Annotated in this window: 17 protein-coding genes; all 17 read left to right on the top strand. The window is 42.5% G+C overall.

All coding sequences use genetic code 11. The annotated features are described in order from the left end of the window. Positions 1-91 precede the first annotated feature (91 nt). The 17 genes from asnB (at position 92) to HZB61_02020 (ending at position 19,678) form a co-directional block, all read left to right on the top strand. Entirely contained in the window at positions 92-2,071 is a 1,980-nt protein-coding gene (asnB, locus tag HZB61_02100) for an asparagine synthase (glutamine-hydrolyzing) (protein ID MBI5055400.1), read from the top strand. Further along, the gene (locus HZB61_02095) at positions 2,055-2,306 is read left to right on the top strand and encodes an acyl carrier protein (GenBank protein MBI5055399.1); all 252 of its coding nucleotides are present in this window, start codon (positions 2,055-2,057) and stop codon (positions 2,304-2,306) included. Before asnB ends, HZB61_02095 begins: the two co-directional genes overlap by 17 nt. A gap of 3 nt (positions 2,307-2,309) precedes the next feature. Then, positions 2,310-3,887 carry an AMP-binding protein gene (locus HZB61_02090; protein ID MBI5055398.1) on the top strand — a complete coding sequence of 526 codons (1,578 nt, stop codon included), beginning with the start codon at positions 2,310-2,312 and terminating at the stop codon, positions 3,885-3,887. A 119-nt stretch (positions 3,888-4,006) separates the two neighbouring features. Further along, positions 4,007-4,780 carry an exosortase/archaeosortase family protein gene (locus HZB61_02085; GenBank protein MBI5055397.1) on the top strand — a complete coding sequence of 258 codons (774 nt, stop codon included), beginning with the start codon at positions 4,007-4,009 and terminating at the stop codon, positions 4,778-4,780. Then, entirely contained in the window at positions 4,756-5,394 is a 639-nt protein-coding gene (gene epsI / locus HZB61_02080) for an EpsI family protein (GenBank protein ID MBI5055396.1), read from the top strand. The genes HZB61_02085 and epsI overlap by 25 nt, the downstream gene beginning before the upstream one ends. Positions 5,395-5,504: 110 nt before the next feature. Further along, positions 5,505-6,431 (top strand): hypothetical protein, encoded by a 927-nt coding sequence (locus tag HZB61_02075; protein ID MBI5055395.1) that lies wholly within the window; start codon positions 5,505-5,507, stop codon positions 6,429-6,431. 26 nt (positions 6,432-6,457) lie between these two features. Next, complete coding sequence (locus HZB61_02070) at positions 6,458-7,468, top strand: hypothetical protein (GenBank protein MBI5055394.1); 1,011 nt, start codon at positions 6,458-6,460, stop codon at positions 7,466-7,468. 321 nt (positions 7,469-7,789) lie between these two features. Continuing rightward, positions 7,790-9,466, top strand: a complete 1,677-nt coding sequence (locus tag HZB61_02065; protein ID MBI5055393.1) for a polysaccharide biosynthesis protein — start codon at positions 7,790-7,792, stop codon at positions 9,464-9,466. 50 nt (positions 9,467-9,516) lie between these two features. Then, positions 9,517-9,690 (top strand): Trm112 family protein, encoded by a 174-nt coding sequence (locus tag HZB61_02060; GenBank protein ID MBI5055392.1) that lies wholly within the window; start codon positions 9,517-9,519, stop codon positions 9,688-9,690. Between the two features lie 115 nt (positions 9,691-9,805). After that, positions 9,806-10,915, top strand: coding sequence for a GNAT family N-acetyltransferase (locus tag HZB61_02055; GenBank protein ID MBI5055391.1), 1,110 nt, complete (start codon positions 9,806-9,808; stop codon positions 10,913-10,915). Then, positions 10,912-11,550: a GNAT family N-acetyltransferase gene (locus HZB61_02050; GenBank protein MBI5055390.1), complete on the top strand. Its 639-nt coding sequence runs from the start codon at positions 10,912-10,914 to the stop codon at positions 11,548-11,550. The genes HZB61_02055 and HZB61_02050 overlap by 4 nt, the downstream gene beginning before the upstream one ends. An 82-nt stretch (positions 11,551-11,632) precedes the next feature. Further along, the gene (locus tag HZB61_02045; GenBank protein MBI5055389.1) at positions 11,633-12,658 is read left to right on the top strand and encodes a DUF362 domain-containing protein; all 1,026 of its coding nucleotides are present in this window, start codon (positions 11,633-11,635) and stop codon (positions 12,656-12,658) included. A 57-nt stretch (positions 12,659-12,715) separates the two neighbouring features. Further along, on the top strand, positions 12,716-13,684 hold the full coding sequence (locus HZB61_02040) for a methyltransferase domain-containing protein (protein MBI5055388.1): 969 nt from the start codon (positions 12,716-12,718) through the stop codon (positions 13,682-13,684). 44 nt (positions 13,685-13,728) lie between these two features. Continuing rightward, positions 13,729-14,826, top strand: a complete 1,098-nt coding sequence (locus HZB61_02035; protein ID MBI5055387.1) for a radical SAM protein — start codon at positions 13,729-13,731, stop codon at positions 14,824-14,826. Positions 14,827-14,858: 32 nt separating this feature from the next. Beyond that, positions 14,859-16,007 carry a glycosyltransferase gene (locus HZB61_02030; protein ID MBI5055386.1) on the top strand — a complete coding sequence of 383 codons (1,149 nt, stop codon included), beginning with the start codon at positions 14,859-14,861 and terminating at the stop codon, positions 16,005-16,007. A 29-nt stretch (positions 16,008-16,036) separates the two neighbouring features. Continuing rightward, the gene (locus tag HZB61_02025; protein MBI5055385.1) at positions 16,037-18,259 is read left to right on the top strand and encodes a glycosyltransferase; all 2,223 of its coding nucleotides are present in this window, start codon (positions 16,037-16,039) and stop codon (positions 18,257-18,259) included. Between the two features lie 15 nt (positions 18,260-18,274). Next, positions 18,275-19,678, top strand: a complete 1,404-nt coding sequence (locus tag HZB61_02020; protein MBI5055384.1) for a sulfatase — start codon at positions 18,275-18,277, stop codon at positions 19,676-19,678. Positions 19,679-19,681: the final 3 nt, after the last annotated feature.

The raw sequence follows: 19,681 nt of genomic DNA, 5'->3' as shown, positions 1-19,681 counted from the left end.
TGGCACTTAAGATTTTTGCAACACCTCTTCGGACAGCCATTATGTGACCGAGAGGGCGGAGCACCGCCCGAACTCCCGGGAATTTAAACAAATGTGCGGCATAGCAGGCATATTCAATCTACACGGCGATAAAGAGTCGGCAATGCTTACCTTAAAGAAAATGGTCGCTATCATGCATCACCGCGGTCCTGACGGAGCAGGATTTTACTGCGACGAAGAAGCCGGCCTTGGTCATGCGCGCCTGAGTATAATTGACCTTACAGGGGGGGGGCAGCCTATCCATAACGAGGACCGAAGCATTTGGATAACCTTTAATGGTGAGATATTTAATTATAGGGAGCTCAGAAAAGACTTGCTGGCAAGGGGACATGAATTTTATACGGAGTCTGATACAGAAGTGATCGTCCATCTTTACGAGGATTACGGCGTAGACTGTCTTGAGCATCTTAACGGACAATTCGCGTTTGCCATCTGGAATAAAAATACCGGAAGACTTTTTATGGCCAGGGACAGGGTTGGCATCAGGCCGCTGTTTTACACATTTTCCGGTGACCAAGTAATATTTGCCTCCGAGATAAAGGCATTGTTTATGGATCGCCGAGTGAAGAGAGAGATAGACCCTTATGCGCTTGATCAAATATTCACCTTCTGGATGACTATCCCACCGAGAACTGCATTTAAAAATATTTTTGAGATCCCGGCAGGACATTATATGACGGTTGAAGCAGGCAGCCGGAAGCTTAATAAATACTGGGACATGGATTTTACCCCTGACAGCCGTGTCAGGGCAGAGGTAGAATGGGCAGAGGAGCTGAGGGAGCTATTGACAGACGCAACAAGACTTCAACTGAGAGCGGATGTGCCTGTCGGAGCATATCTGAGTGGCGGACTTGACTCTTCAGTGATTACCGCGCTCATCAAAAAAAGTTCGGATACCTCTCTCAGGACATTCTCCGTGACTTTTGAAGATGAGGCTTATGACGAAAGAGTGTATCAGCGTGAAATCATCGAATACCTGGACACTGTACCCAGCGATATAAGATGCACGTATTCCGATATCGGCAGGGTGTTCCCTGACGTGATATGGCATACGGAGAAGCCTGTTTTAAGAACAGCGTCTGCGCCGCTTTATCTGCTGTCGGGGCTTGTCAGGGAGAAAGGTTACAAGGTCGTATTGACGGGCGAGGGGGCTGACGAAATCCTTGCAGGCTACGATATATTCAAGGAGACAAAAGTGCGGAGATTTATGGAACGGTTTCCTGACTCAAAATTCAGACCGCTCATCCTCAAAAAGCTGTATCCCTACCTTGCCCATTCTCCGGTTAAATCCGTTCAATATGCCGAAGAGTTTTTCAAAACCGATACAGCGGGCTATCCTGATGAATATTATTCTCATTTTCCACGGTGGAATACCACCTCAAAGACAAAGCTGTTTTTTTCTGATGCCATGAAAGAAAGCCTGGGGAATTACAGCGGCCTGAATGAACTGTCGTCATTGTTGCCTGATGATGTTTACAAATATGACTATCTTTCAAAGTCCCAGTACATCGAGAGCAAAACCCTTCTCCCGGGTTACATACTTTCTTCGCAGGGCGACAGGATGGCCATGGCGCACTCGGTGGAAGGCAGGTTCCCTTTCCTTGATCACAGGGTGATTGGGCTATGCTGCAAGATGCCGCCGAACATAAGGATGAACGCCTTAAAAGAAAAATACATACTCAGGGAAAGCATGAAGGACTTACTGCCTGCGTCAACACTTAAAAGGACCAAGCAGCCGTATATGGCTCCTGATGCAAAAAGTTTTTTCAGCGGTGACACTCCTTGCTATCTGGATGAGCTGCTTTCAGAGAGAAACTTGCAAAGCGCCGGATACTTCAATCCAAAGGCGGTTTCTGTTCTGGCAGATAAATGCAGGAAGAATGCGGCGCTTGGATTTAAGGACAACATGGCCGCTGTCGGCGTAATCTCGACAATGCTTTTACATGACATGTTCATAGACAACTTCGACTCGAAGAGTAAAGGTGCCGCAGACAGAGCAGCGGAGGACAAGAGATATGCGATTAAAGTCTGAGATCAGGGGTTTTGTCGTAGAGAACTTTCTTTACGGGAAAGACGACGGCTTCGGAGATAATATCTCCTTTCTGGAGAGGGGATTGATTGACTCCACAGGCGTGCTTGAGCTGCTTGCCTTTGTTGAAACAAGGTATGGAGTCTCTGTGGATGACGAGGAGCTGATACCTGATAACTTTGACTCTGTGGACAAGCTTTCGGATTTTATTGCAAGAAAAGCAGGCAACGGAAATTAACTTATGTTCAGACACACCCTGGTGCATCACTTCCTCGAATACAGCGCTCAAAGATATCCTGACAAGACTGCGCTTGTTCACCAGGGAAAAAGACTGACTTATGCCGCGATTGATTCAGCGGCGGACAAGCTTGCTGTCTCTCTTCAGCAGAGGGGCATTGAGCGGGGCGACAGGGTTGCGGTTTTCATGGACAATTCGGTGGAGGCTGTAGTTTCAATCTTTGCGGCATTAAAGGCAGGAGCCGTATTCATGGTAGTAAATCATACGACAAAGACAGAGAAGCTTGAGTTTATAATGAACAACAGCAGGGCGCGTGCGCTTTTAACTCAGGAAAGCAGGGCGGAAACAGTCCGTGCCCTTCACTGTCCTTTTCTTGAAACTATAATAATCACGGGACAGCATCAGTCTTTTGAATTACAAAGCAGTAAAGCTCCGGTGTGCTTTTTATATGAAGAGGCTTTAAATTCCGGCAGGGAAGACGCTGTAAGTTCAAAATGCATTGATATGGATCTCGCCTCGATAATATATACCTCGGGCTCGACAGGCTTTCCAAAGGGGGTAATGCTTTCGCATCTCAATATGGTTTCCGCAGCGCATTCGATAACAACATACCTTGAGAACAATGAAGATGACATCATTCTGAATGTGCTGCCGCTTTCCTTCGATTACGGCCTCTATCAAGTATTGATGGCTTTTAAAACAGGCGCCACAGTAGTGCTCGAAAGTACCTTCACATATCCATATCAGGTGGTAGATATCATGATAAAGGAAAGGGTCACGGGTCTCCCGGGAGTTCCCACACTGTTTGCAATACTGTTAGGTCTTAAGAATATTGGGAAATGTGATTTTGGTTCCCTGCGGTACATCACAAACACAGCGTCAGCCCTACCGGTAAGTCACATAAGGAAACTGCGTAAATTATTCCCACAGGCAAAGCTTTTTTCCATGTACGGGCTTACGGAATGCAAGCGCGTTTCCTTCCTCCCTCCGGGAGAGATCGATAGAAAGCCTGCATCCGTTGGCAAGGCAATACCCAATCAGGAAGTTTATATTGTAAATGAAAATGGTCAAACAGTCGGCCCCGGAGAAACCGGTGAACTCGTTGTCAGGGGCACGAGTGTTATGTGCGGCTATTGGGAGCTGCCCGAAGAGACGTCGAAATTTCTCAAACCAGGAAGATACCCGGGGGAGAGGGTTCTTTATACAGGGGACCTCTTCAGAATGGATGATGAAGGTTATCTCTATTTTGTCGCGCGGAAGGATGACATAATAAAGTGTAAAGGGGAGAAGATTAGTCCCAGGGAGGTGGAGAATGTCCTGTACAGCCTCGAAGGCATATTGGAGACTGCTGTTGTCGGAGTTCCTGATGAAATATCGGGAGAAGCGGTCAAGGCCTATATTGTCTTGAAAAAGGATTCGGGGCTGACTAAGGAAGACATATTGTTGCACTGTTCCCGGCATCTTGAAAATGCCATGGTTCCCCAATATATCGAGATAATGACATCCCTGCCGAAAACCTCCACCGGTAAGCTTGAAAAGACTTTCCTGAAGAAAAACAACAAGGCAACGGCATCTTTTTGAACGTGGAAGAAGCGTCACAATCCATTATGAAATCCGTAAAAGTTGCAGCGCAACTATATAGTCTCATAATATCGGTCATAATTTTTTGTATCTCCGCAGCCTTATTTTATCCGGTGGTTATGGAATTAAAGACTCAATGGAACACTGATCCGGAGGCCTCGTCCGCTCTTTTGATCCCCATGTTCTCAGTTTATTTCATATGGATGCAGAGACACAGTATAAAAAGAATCTTGGCGGATGCGCCGGAGACCGTTTTTTCAAAAAGCGGGTTCGGTCTGCTGTTGGCCGGGTTGATAATGTTCATTCTCGGTAAGTTCACGTACGTGGTCCTTCTTCAGGGTTTCGCTTTTGTCATCATTGTCTCAGCATCCATTCTTTTCCTTTATGGTAAAGAGATTTTTAAGATTACGCTCGTTCCTGCGCTGTTTTTATTGTTTATGCTGCCCATTCCTTCTCCCGTGTACGGCGCTGTGGCCGAAAAACTGAAATACATAATTGCCCATTTTTCAACGGTGCTTATAGCTTCCCTTAACATCCCTGTTTTTTTAGATGGAAACGTTATAAATCTGCCTTCAGGTTCTTTTCTGGTCCACGAGACCTGCAGCGGGATACAAACGACCATTGCAATAATTATTGTCAGCAGCGGTTTTGCATATTTATTCCTCGGGTCATACCTGTACAGGATGGTCTTTATCGGCGTGTCCGTGCCGCTTGGAATATTGGTAAATATTTTGAGGGTTGCTTTTATAGGGATTATCTCTTATTGGTATGACGCGGCTGCGGCCTTGAGCTTTCACAGGCATGCCTGGGCGCTCGTCACACCACTTGGGGTGCTCTCTGTATTTGCGATAGGGGTCGCGTTTAGAAAGTGCGAAAAAAGAAATATATTGTAATAGCTGTTCTGCTTGGCTTAACGCACTTGTTTGTTTCGCAAATGCCGTATGCTCCCCCTGTAGCCTTAAAAAAGGATATCGGGTTTTTCCCTCTCAATATCGGGGCATGGAAGGGACAGGATATAAAAATTGATACGGATAACCTGCCTCCTTTTGCCGACCAGTATATTTACAGAAAATATTTAAATGACAAAGGCGAAACACTGTTTTTGTATATAGGATATTGGGGCAAGTTCCGGCATAACGCCAATGTTTTTTCGGGGAATAATATCGATCCGGGTTATCTGTGGGAACCCGAAAATGAAAAGCAGGTCCCAATCGATGTCGCAGGCGGAAGGATATCCGTGAATGAGACTGTTTATAAGAACGGGAGTGACGGGGTCTCACTTGTATATTGGTATCAAACCGGCAAAGGGGCTACAGCGGACAGGTTCAGAGAGCGGGTCCTCAACGGGCTTGGCGCAGTTATTAATCTCAGGACCAATGCGGCCTTGATTAAAATATCTTCATCTCCGCTAAACGGCTCCGACATCGATTCAGCCGGAATCAGATCCATTACATTTGCAGAAGAAATATACCCCTTTCTGAGGGAATTCCTGCCTTTTGATATGTAAGGCGGAGGCTTTAAAGCTCTAAGACCGAGATGAGAATCTGTTCAAAATGCATACTGCCGGAGACGTTCCCCGGCCTTTCATTTGATGATAAAGGAATTTGCAGTCATTGTATGAAGCACAACAGCAGGGAATTAACATCTTCCGATGATAAGAAAAAATTCGAGCAGAAATTTCTTGGTCTTTTAAAAAATATCAAAACCGATAATAACCAGCGTCCTTACGAAATACTGATGGCATACAGCGGGGGCAAGGATTCTACATACACTATGTATCTCCTCAAAGTTAAATACGGCTTGAGGGTGCTTGCCCTGACTTTTGATAACGGATTTGTATCTGACAGAACCGTAGCTAATATCAAAGCGGTAACGGACCAACTCGGCATCGATCATATGTTTTTTAAACCGAAGTGGGAAATACTGAAGAGAATATTTTTAGCGGCGGCGGAACGGGAGATGTATCCGGGGAAGACGCTGGAAAGAGCCAGCACCATATGCACGTCATGCATTGGCCTGGTAAAATCAATCTGTCTTAAGACGGCAATTGAACAGGATATTCCCATGATAGGATTTGGCTGGTCGCCCGGACAAGCGCCGATGCAGGCCTCAGTCATAAAAACCAACCCGTCATTTATCCGGTCCACGCAAGAGGTTGTCTTAAAGCCCTTAAAAGAGGTTGTCGGCAATGAAATCGGGGCGTATTTTCTTCAGGAGAAACATTATGCAGCGCCGGAGAAGTTCCCTTATAATGTTCACCCAATGGCTTGGGAACGTTACAACGAGGACATGATTCTGGCGGAAATCCGCAAGTTCGCCTGGAGGGCTCCCGATGACACGGACGCAAATTCAACCAACTGCCTACTTAACGCATTTGCCAATGAGGTCCATATCAGAAAGTACGGATTCCATCCCTATGCATGGGAAATAGCCAATATGGTAAGAGAAGGCGTAATGACCAGGGATGCAGGCTTAAGGAAGATATATCAGGAGCAGGGAAAAGGGCTAACGGAGATCGCAAGGGAAAAGCTGGGAGCGACTTGATAAACGGCACTGCTGAAAAATAAATAATGCACCAATACAAGATTGAGAAAATTACGGGGGGCTATAATCCTGATATCCTGTTACCTATATGGAAAAGCTCACTTCAGGAAATAGGTGAAGAGAGAATCAAATGGTCTTACGAAGAAAACCCCGATGGGAAGGCGCAACTTTATCTCATTAATGATATGGAGAAACATCAATACTTTGGATCTTGCGCTGTTATAGCAAGGAAGTTTCATTTTGCGGGCCGCGAGCTGAGAGGGGGGGTCACTGCCGATTTCGCAGTTAAGAGAGAGTATCGCATGCTCGGTTCCGCAATAAAATTGCAAAAGGCAATAGCAAATTCAGATGATCTGGAAATCCTGATCGGCTTTCCGAATAAGACGGCTGAAAAGGTGCAGATGCGCGCCGGTTACGAGGTTCTTGCCAATATGGTCAGGTATTTAAAAGTATTGAATGCCGCGCAGGTGTTAAAGAGAAGGTTTCATCCCCTTGCTGCTTATGCGGCAGTCCCCTTCGCAGCCTTATATCTGAAAATGAAATCTTTCAGGCTCAAAGGAAATCAAGGGAGCCAGAGCTGTGCTGCTTCCCTGGATGAGCGAGTTGCTCAGATATTTGAGTATGCAGAGGATGTGTTCGATTTCAGCGGCAGCAGAAATCTCGACTATCTGAAGTGGAGGTTTCTGAAGTGCCCGTACAAGTCCTACAGTGTTTTCTGTATTGAAGACCGTGTGTCATCGCAGTTGGCAGGCTATCTGATTTATTACATGGAAAATAATATTGCCTACATTGATGATTTTTTTTGCAGGGGCTTTGATCGTTATCTTGAGGAAATGCTGGAGACCTTCACAGCGCATTGCGGGAAAATGAAGCTGGACGCGGTTTCCCTGATGATGGCTGAAAACAGCGCGTTGGATATTTATTTTAAAAAAGCCGGATTCCTGAGCGAGATGACCGATCACAACATATTGTATTTTTACAAGGACATCCTGAGAAATAAAAATGTCTTTTTGACTGCCGGAGACCGGGATATTTAAGCTTTTTATTAAATGGCCGTAATGACACAAGATAGGGCATTGGTTTTGCGTGAATCAAAAATTAAGGGGGTATAATTGAAAATGTTTAGTAGAATTTTGCACAACAGGTTTTTCATTACGTATAGATTTTTCGTAATTTTAATTTTCCAGTTATTTATCGTTGGAGTTTCGTATTTTCTCTCTTTTGCAATACGTTTTGAATTCAACATCCCGAAGCAATACCTTCAAATATTCTTCATGACCCTGCCTTCCCTCCTGATTTGCCGGATGGTTGCGAATTATTTCTTTAAAATTCATTTAGGCTCATGGAAGTTTGTCAGCATGCAGGACTTGACAGACACGGTCAAGGCTACGGCAACCGGATCAATCCTGTTTCTTGTAACGATGGTGTTTGTTCTTGGACTTATGGAATACCCGAGAACGGTCTTTATCCTGGAGATGATGCTGACCCTCCTGCTTATTGGAGGCAGCAGGTTCAGTATCCGGTATTTAAGCGAGATAAAGGAAGGAAGAAAATTAAAGATATCAAAGAACGTGCTTATTGCCGGGGCTGGAAAGGCAGGCATATTGTTGGTGAAGGAAGCTGCCGGAAATCCTGAACTCGGTATCCGTGTTTCAGGCTTTATCGATGACGATGGGTATAAGCTTGGAATGTATGTTCACGGCATACCCATACTGGGTCATACAAAAGACATACCGCATCTTGTAAAAAAGTTTGAGATCGACGAGGTCATTATCGCAATGCCATCTGCGAAATATAAGGATATTGCCCGTATTAAAGAAGTAGCGAGAACTTCAGATGTGGAGGTGAAGGTATTGCCTGAAGTCGGCAGAGTGATACAGGACGATTATTTTAACGGACCACTGAAAGACGTTGCATTTAACGAGTTGCTTGGCAGGAGGGTGGTGAGATTCAGCCGAGAATCAGACAGTAAATTAATGAGAGGAGAAATTAATGACAAGGCGGTGCTTGTCACCGGGGCCGGCGGCTCTATTGGTTCTGAATTATGCAGGCAGGTCGTTCAGCTTTCCCCACGGCTTCTTCTTCTTTATGACCGCTATGAAAACAGTCTGTATGATCTTGAAATTGAGCTTAAGAAGTCCTTTCCTCATGTTAAGTTTGTACCGATCATAGGCGATATCCTTGACGGCGATAAAGTCGAGAAGGTTTTGAAGACATATAAAGTCAGTCTTGTATACCATGCGGCAGCTTACAAGCACGTGCCGATGATGGAGCGGGAGCCGGTAGAGGCGATCAGGAATAACATATTCGGAACGCTGAACGTTGCAAAACTGGCGGTCGCAAATAACGTGGACAAATTCGTGCTGATCTCGACTGACAAGGCAGTTAATCCGGCCAATGTCATGGGCACCACTAAAAGGATATGCGAGTTGATTATCCAGGGGCTCAGCAGATTCGATACGAAGTTTATCGCGGTAAGATTCGGCAATGTCATCGGCAGTAACGGCAGTGTCATACCCTTGTTCAAAAAACAGATAAATGAAGGCGGGCCGGTAACGGTAACGCATCCGGACATAACCCGGTATTTCATGTCGATTCCGGAGGCAGTGCAGCTTGTCATGACGGCAGGTGCTATGGGTAAGGGAGGGGAGATATTCCTGCTTGACATGGGCAGACCGATAAAAATTGCGGAACTCGCAAAAGACCTTATCAAACGTTCGGGGCTTGAACCCGGCTCAGATATAGATATTGTCTTTACAGGTCTTCGGCCCGGAGAGAAACTGTACGAGGAGCTTTACTGGAAGGGTGAAGGCATAGTGCCCACTGATAATAAGAAAATCACCATGCTTAAGACAGGCAGAGAAGATTACGCCAGGGTTTTTGATACCTGCAAAAAAATGGAAGAATATACACTGACAGCCTGTGACGTAAAAGAGATTTTAAAGCTATTGAAAGAGCTTGTGCCTGAATCAACCATTAACATTGAGGAAAACTCGGCAATAAATAAACATATTGCTTTTCCCGGTAATATCTAAGCAAATAATAGAACACAGGATGGAAGGTAATCCCTAAGGAGGAGATAAGCATGGCCATTAGAAAAGAACTGCTTGATATTCTTGCCTGCCCAAGATGCAAGGGAGATGTCAGATTGAAAGAATCCGAAGACAGGCTCATCTGTGACAAATGCTGCATCATGTACCGCATAGAGGATGATATCCCGATAATGCTTATTGATGAAGCGGAGAAGAGTGATGTGTGAAGCTTTTTTTTAAGGCGGCATTTCATTCGTAGAGGGTTGAATGCCGCATGAAGCTAAATAACATTGATGATTTGCACTTGTAAGCTACCTGGAAAAACTCAAGGAACTATTTTTTTTGACAAGAGAAAAATTCAACATAGACGTAATAACGGACTTTGAAGAATTCAGGAAACTGCGTGATCCGTGGACTTCTTTACTTGAGCAATCAAGGGCCGATAAGGTGTTTCTTACCCATGAATGGTTCTCCGTATGGTGGGAAGCCTTTGGCGGAAAGAGAAGCCTTTTTGTAATACTGGTTAAAAAGGGCGGCGAGATTCTGGGGATAGCGCCATTGATGCGGGGTAAAAGCACCTACCGCGGATTTCCGGTGAGAAACATTGAATGCATGGGCAACAATGACTCTCCGGGATTTGGGTTTATTACAAAAAAAAATTACGGAGATGAGATTGCCGGAGCAATAATTTCTTTTTTGTTCAGAGACGAGACGGGCTGGGATATCATCTCTTGCAATAATATGTTCTGCAATGAGGATTATCATGAAATAAGAGCGGCTGTTGACAGGGCCGGGAGAAAATGTATTGTCATGGATGGACTGAGCTCTCCCTATCTTATGACGGACGCTGATTGGGAAACGTATTTTAAATCTGTTTCAACTAAATCGAGAAAGACGTTGAGGAATATCAGCAACAGGATAAAAAAACTTGGCAGCATTACGGTCAGTGAGATTGAGAACCCGGAGAATCTTGACGACATCATATCGGTAAGCAAAAGGGGTTGGAAATATAAAAAAGGCCTTTCCTTTATTAACCGGAGCAACAGACGGAATTTCTTCGAAGCATTGACCTGGATGGCGCGGCGGAAAAAGTGGCTGTCGATATGGTGCATGTATAAGGACGGGGTTCCGGTTGCATACGAATATCATCTAAAGTACAAAGGGAATAACGCTGCGCTGCTTTCAGAATTCGATATTGACTATGAGAATTATTCTCCAGGGGCATATTTGGATTATGAGATTGTCAGGTCGCTGTTTGAGAAAGGTGTGCATGAATATGACATGTGCGGCTCACAGGATGAATACAAAAAGAAGTGGTCGAAGGACATCAGGCAATATAAAAACATGAGGATATTCAATAATACTTTTTATTCGGGGTTTCTGTATTCTCTTGAAATGAAGCCTGTCAAACTTTTAAAGGGCCTGAGGGACAAGATATTTCACTGTTCTTGAAGTTTAAAAAAAATTATGCAGAGGGCGGGACAACTCAGGTCTTCCGGAGGGGGCTCAATAAGTCCTTTTATTTTCTATACCATACGAACAGGGCGTATTGGTACAAGGCCGATTTGTCTAAAGAAAAGAAAGAAATCATTGTTGATGAGAATATTCATGTCGATTTTGATAATAAAGAAAAAACAATACAGTATATAAGGGATTATGGATACTATTACCCTATGGAGCTAATTACTGGACTACAGGAAGGACATCTGTTCACCGGCTTAAGACATAAGGATAAAATTATCGGATATAACAAGACCGGTTATTCTTTTGTGTATATTGAAGATTACAAAAGGATTTATAGACTGCCTGAACGTATTGCCTTTACATACGATATCTTCATAAGTCCTGAATACAGAGGCCGTAATTATGGGGCCTTTTTGCTCGGCAGTATATGTAATTATTTGAGACATAAAGGTTACAAATCAATTTGGGCGCACATCCCTCCATGGAATAAGGCATCGGAATCAATGCACGGGAAATTAGGATTTAAACGGCAGGAGATGATTGCATACTACCACATAGCAGGGATTTCGTGGACTACAAAGGACCCTGGAAAATTAATTCAACAGGTTGATGGGGTTGTTTAATATAATATATATTTCACATTCACAAAACGGAATGTGAAGGCGACTATCCGGATTTTTTCGCTGGTGTACCTGACTCTATTTTATGGAATTTATCAGGAAGCTTAAGCGTCGAGAATTTCTAATCAGTTCTTTGATATTAGCCTGCGAAGGTGTTTTTTCTCATGTTTTTGCTTCAAGTTCAGTTAGTATTACAGAGAAGAATAGGAAGCGGAGCAGGCTTGTAACGGTCTTTCATCAGGAGGCAACCGATGGAACGGATGGAAGGGACAACAAAAATCTTAATGGCGAGATTGTTAGGCTAATGGTCAACGAGGGGATAAAAGAATTTACCCGAAAGAAAGATCTTAAAGAGGCGTGGTCGGTGATAATTCCTGACCGGAATAAGAAGATTGCAATAAAAATTAATTGTCAGATTACAAGCATATATACAAAAGCTAAAGTTGTAAAACCTATCGTAGACGGTCTGATTCTTCGAGGCGTTACTCCTGACAACATTATAATTTACGATAAAAGGGATAACGCTTTCGAGTATGCAGGCTTTATAAAAAATAAAGGAGCCGGTGTCAAAGTTGGAACGGTACAGGATTTTGGGGGGTATCACAGGTTCTTTTTTAATCGCTTAGCAGTACTTCTTACAGGAATAAATTTCTTTACTGTTGAAAAATATCATTGCGATTATTTGATTAATGTGCCTGTATTAAAAGCTTTGGATGGTTATTCAGGAGTAAGCTTGAGCATGAAGAATCATTATGGGTCCATAGATAATCCGTATGATCACCATGAGGATATTATGACTTATTTGCCGTTTTTGAACAGTTTGCCGTATATTCGTGAAAAAACCCGTTTGATCGTTATGGATGCAATTTTTGCAGGATATAAATGGGTTAACGGAAGAGATCAAAAGTACATTGACGCACCTAATAAAATCATCATTTCAGATGATCCAGTGGCAGTCGATTATACAGGCTGGGAGTATATTGAAGCGAGCAGGAAGGCACACGGTCTTGCCCCAGTCTCACCAAAACCTGTATTCATTGATCAAGCTGCCCGTATGGGATTAGGCAACAATGCCACTGAGAAAATTGATAAGACTGCTATTAATCTCTAACATTAAATGAATACAAGATATCTTAAATTTTTAAAGTGTTTTTGCAATGCAACTCCGATGTACGTGAAGAACTGCGACGGGAACATATGTCACGTTGAAGATAAAAATAGCTCTAATATTACTAATGGAGTTATGCTTTGTAATGTATGCAAGAGATGGTATCCAATCGAAGATGGTATCTTGATTATGCTGCCAGACAACTTGATTAAGGAGGATAGGCAAAAATTTCTGTCGCAATATGGCGATATGTTTAATTTGGATAAATACAACAATATGACTTCAAGCAGTATAACAAAACAAAACAGAGCTGACAGGGATTCCGAACTTAAAAAGAGCGAAATGGATATGAGAGATGAGCAGGCTTCTATATATCACAAGTTCGGCTCAGAGTTTCATGACTTGACAGAAAAGAATCATTTTATCCGCTTGCTAAGTCCGCCTTACAACTCCCTGATTGTAGAGCTCGGATGCGGCACTGGAAGAATTACTGAAGAGTTTGCTGGGAAGGTAGATAGTTATATAGCAATGGATTTCTCAGTAAAATCTTTAGAATTGCTTAGGGACAAGATAAAGACTGACATACTACTGGTTAAAGGAGATGTGTGCAGATTGCCAGTTATCGATGAAGCAACATCATATGTACTAAGCGCGCAGGTCTTTGAACATGTCCCAGGGCATGAAGAGCAGCAGGAATTTGTCAAAGAGCTAAAAAGAATACTCAGGGCTGAGGGGCAGGCCGTTTTGACAGTTTATAATTATAGCTTAGAGAAGAGATGGCAAAAGGAATTCCAAAAAAAAGGGTTCCATGCTGATAAAATTTACTATGAATGTTTTACATCTGAAGAATTATTGAGACATTTCAAGGATAATTTTGAAGTGCTTGATCTGCGTGGGATTAATTGCTATTTGCCCAAGGTATCAAGAGTCAGAAACCATCATTTAAGACGATTGATTGAAAATATTCTATCCCGGTCTTTTTTGAACTCATTTCTTGGAAATATCTGGCTCTTATCATTGCAAAAATAGCTGACTCAATCGTGAAACAACTCATCCACATTTACGGCGAGACCATGGAAGCTGCAAGAATAGAATACAGCCATTTTAGGGTGAGGGCCACAGATTCTTTAGGTTTCCTGACCTACCGTTGTACCAGTCAATGCAAAACATGTAATATTTGGAAAAGGAATCGGGACAATAGCAGATGCGATGAACTAAATAAAGAAGAGTGGATACTTGTACTTTCAAAACTAAAAAAATACGGTATTAGATCATTTGAGATTTTTGGAGGAGATGCATTACTGAGAAAGGATGCAATCTTTGAAATTATCCGCAATTGCAACAAGCATGATATAAAAACTTATTTGCCGACAAATGGGAATTTGTGCGACAGGGAGACCGTAATTAATCTGATAGAGGCTGGACTTTACTCAATATATTTATCTGTAGACGACATTGCAGAAAAACATGACTGCATAAGGGGAGTAGAAGGAACTTTTAAGAGAACCATGAATACCCTGAATATTCTTTTTGAAGAGAAGGCTAAAAGAAAGTCCTGCTATCCGAAGGTTATGATCATAACCACAATTTCGAACATGAATTACAGAAGTATTCCTGACTTAATAAGATATTTTGAGAACTATCCAATAGACTGTATTTATCCAAGAAACCTGGTTGAGTTCAAAAATGAGAACATGAAATATTCGGTAATAAATGGTTATAGTCCTGACCCATTCTTTGTCTCTTCTGAACAAAAATCACATTTACTGGAGAAAGAACAATATGAAGAATTTAAAAAGATCATCAGTGAAATAAAAAAATACGGAACTAAAGTCTATGTTAATTTCAGGGATGTTGACCTGGCAAGAGATGTCACCTTTGTAGAAAGTATTTACGGCTTCAAGAGTTGTCATGTTGCAACTATGCTGGTGACAATCAACCCGAATGGTGATGTGGTACCCTGTCCATTTTACAAATCATATGTAATAGGCAATCTACTTGAAAATGACTTGGAAGATATTTGGGGTAATGCCATGCACAGAGAATTTATTAAACTTCAGCAAGCAAAAAAGATTTCGATATGCCAGAATTGTAACCTGCCATTATATCATCCATCGGCATTTGAGACCCTGAGATACTATTATTTGAGGTTACGAGAACGCTATATTTAGAACTTGAATACAATACTTGATTAGTGTGCCGTGTGAAAGAAATAAGAAAAATAAATATTCTATTCATCATAGATACCCTATGCGGCAAAGGAGGGACGGAGAACCACTTATATCATCTTGTCAGGAATCTAAACAGAGATAGATTTAAGTGTTTCATTGTTGCTTTCAAGCTTAATCGCACATTTACAGACAAAATAACAGCCGCGGGAATTCCTGTTTACTATATCCCAGTTGAGAGATGTTATTCTCCGTATGCAATCTTGCAGGCACTTAAGATAGGACGAATAATAAAAGAAAACCACATTGATCTTGTTCAAACATTTCATTTTGTATCAGACACATACGGGACTTTTTTTTCAAGATTATTTGGTGTTAAGCATATTATCTCCAGCCGTAGAGATATAGGGGACACAAAAAAGGCGCGTCATATTTTTATAAACAGAATAGTTAATAAATGCATTGAAAAATTTATTACAGTATGTGATGCGGTCGGAGAAAGAATATCGACTGATGAAAACATCCCGGCGGGAAAACAGAAAACTATCTATAACGGGGTCGATCTGGGGAAATATAAAATTGCGGATTCGGAACTTGTCGCGACTTCGAGGAGAAAACTTGGTTTCTCCTCCGATGATTTTGTCGTTGGCACGGTGGCTCATTTCCGTCCTGAAAAGAATTATGATGTTTTTTTTAAGGCTGTTGAAAACGCACAGGGTTCCATTGAGCACTTAAGGGCTATAGCAGTTGGCCAGGGCCCCCAGCTTGGGACTTTCAAGAACTACTGCAGGGACCGTGGATTAACGGAGAAAGTTGTTTTTACAGGCCCGGTGAAGGACGTGAGGGAGTATATCTCAGTCATGGACGTGGCATGCCTTGTGCCCGGAAGCAACGAAGGCTTTTCAAACGCCGTTCTTGAAAAGATGGCGATGGGTAAACCGTTGATTGTCACGGACATGGGCGGCAATGCGGAAGCTGTAAAAGACGGTGAAAACGGTATAGTGATACCGCCGCTTGATCCGGGAAAATTGACCGCTGCAATAACGTATCTTTACCGCAATCCTTCAGTAAGAATGGATATGGGCAGGAAAAGCAGGGAGAGGGCCGAGCTGTTATTCAGCATGGAAAAAATGATAATGAATCACGAGCGCTTTTACAGGGGGATTTTCAACGGTACAACATGAGCCCCCTGAAGATTTACAGACAGAGGCTGATGTTAAATCTTAAATTTACCGTCCGTTTGTTAATCAGCATAGCGCTGTATTACACCGGAATGGTAAGGTTAGCAAGATATTTGAGGAATAAATCCGCCGACAAAAAGAATGCCATAAGGATTCTCGCTTATCATGATATCTCCGATAAGCCATTTCTAAACCTGCATATTCCCCCCCGCGTTTTCTACAAACAGATTAAATATTTAATTAAAGCTAAATACAATATAATTTCACTTGTTGATGCCATAAGCCTGCTAAAGAATAATTTGCCGGTTCCTGATAATACCGTCGTTATTACTTTTGATGATGTATATAAAAGTTTCTATACCGATGTTTTCCCGATAGTTAAAAAATACGATATACCAGTTAACATTTTCCTTGCAGGCGATCCTCTGGAAAAAGGATACCCTTTGTTTATTGATGCGCTCATTTATGCCTTCAGCAAAACTGCTTGCAAAGAACTTGATCTTACCGTATGGAACATCGGGAAGTATTCGATCAAATCCCTTTTTCTGAAAGAAGACGCAATGCGCGAAATTAACGATTTCAGCAAAGGATTAACCACTCAAAAGAGAAAAGAGCTTTTGGAATTTATATTTAAACAGTTGAGAGTTGACTTCCAGGCTCCTGAATTGCGTGACGACATACTTAAGTGGAATGACATCCTGGAGATGAGCCGGGACAGCAGAATAGAATTCGGCGCTCACACGATGTTTCACCATTCGCTGTCAAGAATCTCTTGCAGCGAAGCTCATAGTGAAATATCCGGATCAAAAATCATCCTTCAGCAGAGACTCAATAAGGAGATAAAAACATTTGCTTATCCATACGGCTCACGTAAAGATATTACAGATGATGTGAAGGAAATCGTCAAAGAGAACGGATTTATATGCGGAGTTACTCTGAACGATGGCGTTAACAAACACGGAGACGACCTGTTCATGCTGAATAGAATGTGCGTATCGAATGATATAAGGTCGAAGCTGTTACTGGCTTTCTCTACTGCTGTTTTCGCGGTCCAGATCGAGAATATTCTCCATCTCCCTAAGAGGAGGCTCTACGAAGGGGTAGGAGAAAAGGGGGACGAGAAGAAGATAAACATACTCTACATGATTGATCAGCTTGAAACAGGAGCCGGCACGGAGAGACATCTTACAAGCCTCGTAACAAGACTTGACAAGAGCAGGTTTAACTGCCATGTGTATTTTTTTCAGGGGAAATTCGGCAGGATACAGCAGGAAATGTTGAGAAACGGAGTTGGCGTCAGGAATATTAATTTGAGCAGGATTTATTCATTGAAGGCGCTTATCAAGGCTTTTCAACTGGCAGTAGCTATAAAAAAAAGCAGGATAGATATTGTTCAAACGTTTCACTTTATGTCGGATACGTATGGTGTCTTTATATCAAAACTGCTTGGCGTTCCAAAGATAATTTCAAGCAGGCGGGATATCGGAGACCTAAAAAAGCCGAGACAGATTATGCTCAATAAAATTATGAACCGGTTTATCGACCGATACATTATGGTTTGCAATAAGGTTGGAGAACGAGTTAGCCATGATGAAGGCGTTTCCAAAAGCAGGATGACCACGATCTACAACGGTGTGGACCTGGAAAAATTCAGCCGGAACGGCAATCACTCCTTTAACGAGATAAGGAACGACTTAAGGCTAACAGAGGATGATTTTGTTATAGGGAAGGCTGCCATTTTCAGGCCGGAGAAGGCATATCACGTTTTTTTCGAGGCAGTAAAGAGTATTGGCCCGTTTATACGGAATCTAAAGGTTATTCTTCTTGGAGACGGACCGACAAGAAGATATTTTGAAGATTATTGCAAGAGAAATAAATTGGAGGACATTGTAAAATTTGCGGGCTATGTTGACGACGTTAAGGCATATGTGCAGCAGATGGATGTTTTTTGCCTTGTGCCTAACAGCAACGAAGGATTTTCAAATGCCATACTTGAAGCGATGGCACTGGGTAAGCCGGTAATAGCTACTGATGTAGGCGGTAACGCGGAAGCTGTAATTCACAATGAAACAGGCTTTATCATCCCCCCTGATGACCCGCAGTGCCTTGCGGACGCTATTTTAAAACTCTATTACAATCCGGGATTGCGTGAAGCAATGGGAAAGGCCGCGAGAAATAGGACAGAAGAAACTTTTTCTGTTGAGATGATGATCAAAAATCATGAGAAATTGTATAAGGAAGTTTTAAGCAGATAACATTAGGCAAAATCAATGAAACCCAATATCATTCTCATCTCTATTGATACTCTTCGTGCCGATCATTTGTCTTGCTACGGCTACTCAAGGCCAACAACTCCAAACATTGATAAACTGGCAAGCGAAGGAACAATCTACCGGCAGAATTATTCAACAGGCGTATGGACACCTCCAGGACATGCATCTATGCTGACCGGACTTTATTTGCATGAGCACGGCGTTTATGATGACAGGCGGCTGGCAGATCAAATCCCCACAATTGCAACGGTGTTAAAGGAGAACGGGTATCAGACGGCGGGATTCGTCAGCAACAGTCAGGTCGGCGAATTGGTAGGTTTTCATAAAGGGCACGATGTATTTGAAGAGGTCTGGAAAGGGATCTGCTCTAAGACGATCATAGAGAGGATTATTAGAGGCATAACATGGAGAATTAAGAAAAAACTCGGGCATCTGGATATGGGGGCAAAAAGAACAAATGAGCTTGTTAGGAACTGGCTGGAACAGCGGATAAACAAGGGGAAACCCTTTTATGCATTCCTTCACTATATTGAAGCCCATAATCCGCTAAGCCCGCCAAGGTCTTTTAAAAACAAATTCTTGAACATACCTGATAGAAAAGTCGATATGGACAAAATAAACAAGATCGCTAACAACCCTTTAATCTGTTATGTTGAAGACCTGCATGCGACTTCTGAAGAGATAGAATATCTGAAAGGTCTCTATGACGGAGAGATAGCATATATCGACGGCAAGATAGGCGAAGTAGTAAATATATTGAAAGAGAATAGGATATATGATGATACAATGCTCATCATTACCGCGGACCACGGCGAGCATTTCGGAGAACATGGAATGTGGTCTCATGTAGCCAGTCTTCATAAGGAAGTATTGCACATACCGTTAATTATTAAATATCCCGGAGGCACGGAGCGTATCAAGGAAGTCACTGAATATACACAGCTTGTTGACATATTTCCAACTGTTATGGAGATTGCAGGTTTAACTGATGTCGCAGCATACAACGGCTCCGGGGTCAGCCTTGTTTGCGATAAAGAAAATGAAGTCAGACACCATGAATATGTCTTTGCCGAATGGGAAGGAAGGATACCATATTTTATTCTGGAGAAATCTGAAATCGCTGAAAAAGATATTGATCTCGGCAAATTCAAAATTCAGATGTCCGCGATTCAGGATAAACAATACAAATATATCATGAGGTCCGACGGTACGGAAGAACTGTATGATATCTCAGACGGCGAGAACAAGATTGAAGATATTAATATACATCAAAAAGTAAGAGAAATTTTTCAATCCGAGTTGTTAAGCAGGAAAATGACAGGGAAGGAAATTGCAGAGACAGAAAGTATCGCCATAGATGATGAGATAGCAAAAAATCTTAAAGCTCTGGGTTATATGTAAGGA

This window comes from Nitrospirota bacterium (genome assembly GCA_016214845.1).
GTDB lineage: Bacteria > Nitrospirota > Thermodesulfovibrionia > UBA6902 > UBA6902 > SURF-23.
The sequence above is the reverse complement of the archived record's forward strand: the minus strand, read 5'-3'. Positions and strand labels throughout refer to the sequence as shown.

Coding starts and splice junctions, on each gene's coding strand:
- asnB (MBI5055400.1), top strand. CDS start 92: ATGTGCGGCATAGCAGGCATATTCAATCTACACGGCGATAAAGAGTCG.
- HZB61_02095 (MBI5055399.1), top strand. CDS start 2,055: ATGCGATTAAAGTCTGAGATCAGGGGTTTTGTCGTAGAGAACTTTCTT.
- HZB61_02090 (MBI5055398.1), top strand. CDS start 2,310: ATGTTCAGACACACCCTGGTGCATCACTTCCTCGAATACAGCGCTCAA.
- HZB61_02085 (MBI5055397.1), top strand. CDS start 4,007: ATGGAATTAAAGACTCAATGGAACACTGATCCGGAGGCCTCGTCCGCT.
- HZB61_02075 (MBI5055395.1), top strand. CDS start 5,505: ATGAAGCACAACAGCAGGGAATTAACATCTTCCGATGATAAGAAAAAA.
- HZB61_02070 (MBI5055394.1), top strand. CDS start 6,458: ATGCACCAATACAAGATTGAGAAAATTACGGGGGGCTATAATCCTGAT.
- HZB61_02065 (MBI5055393.1), top strand. CDS start 7,790: ATGCAGGACTTGACAGACACGGTCAAGGCTACGGCAACCGGATCAATC.
- HZB61_02060 (MBI5055392.1), top strand. CDS start 9,517: ATGGCCATTAGAAAAGAACTGCTTGATATTCTTGCCTGCCCAAGATGC.
- HZB61_02045 (MBI5055389.1), top strand. CDS start 11,633: ATGGAATTTATCAGGAAGCTTAAGCGTCGAGAATTTCTAATCAGTTCT.
- HZB61_02040 (MBI5055388.1), top strand. CDS start 12,716: ATGTACGTGAAGAACTGCGACGGGAACATATGTCACGTTGAAGATAAA.
- HZB61_02035 (MBI5055387.1), top strand. CDS start 13,729: ATGGAAGCTGCAAGAATAGAATACAGCCATTTTAGGGTGAGGGCCACA.
- HZB61_02025 (MBI5055385.1), top strand. CDS start 16,037: ATGTTAAATCTTAAATTTACCGTCCGTTTGTTAATCAGCATAGCGCTG.
- HZB61_02020 (MBI5055384.1), top strand. CDS start 18,275: ATGAAACCCAATATCATTCTCATCTCTATTGATACTCTTCGTGCCGAT.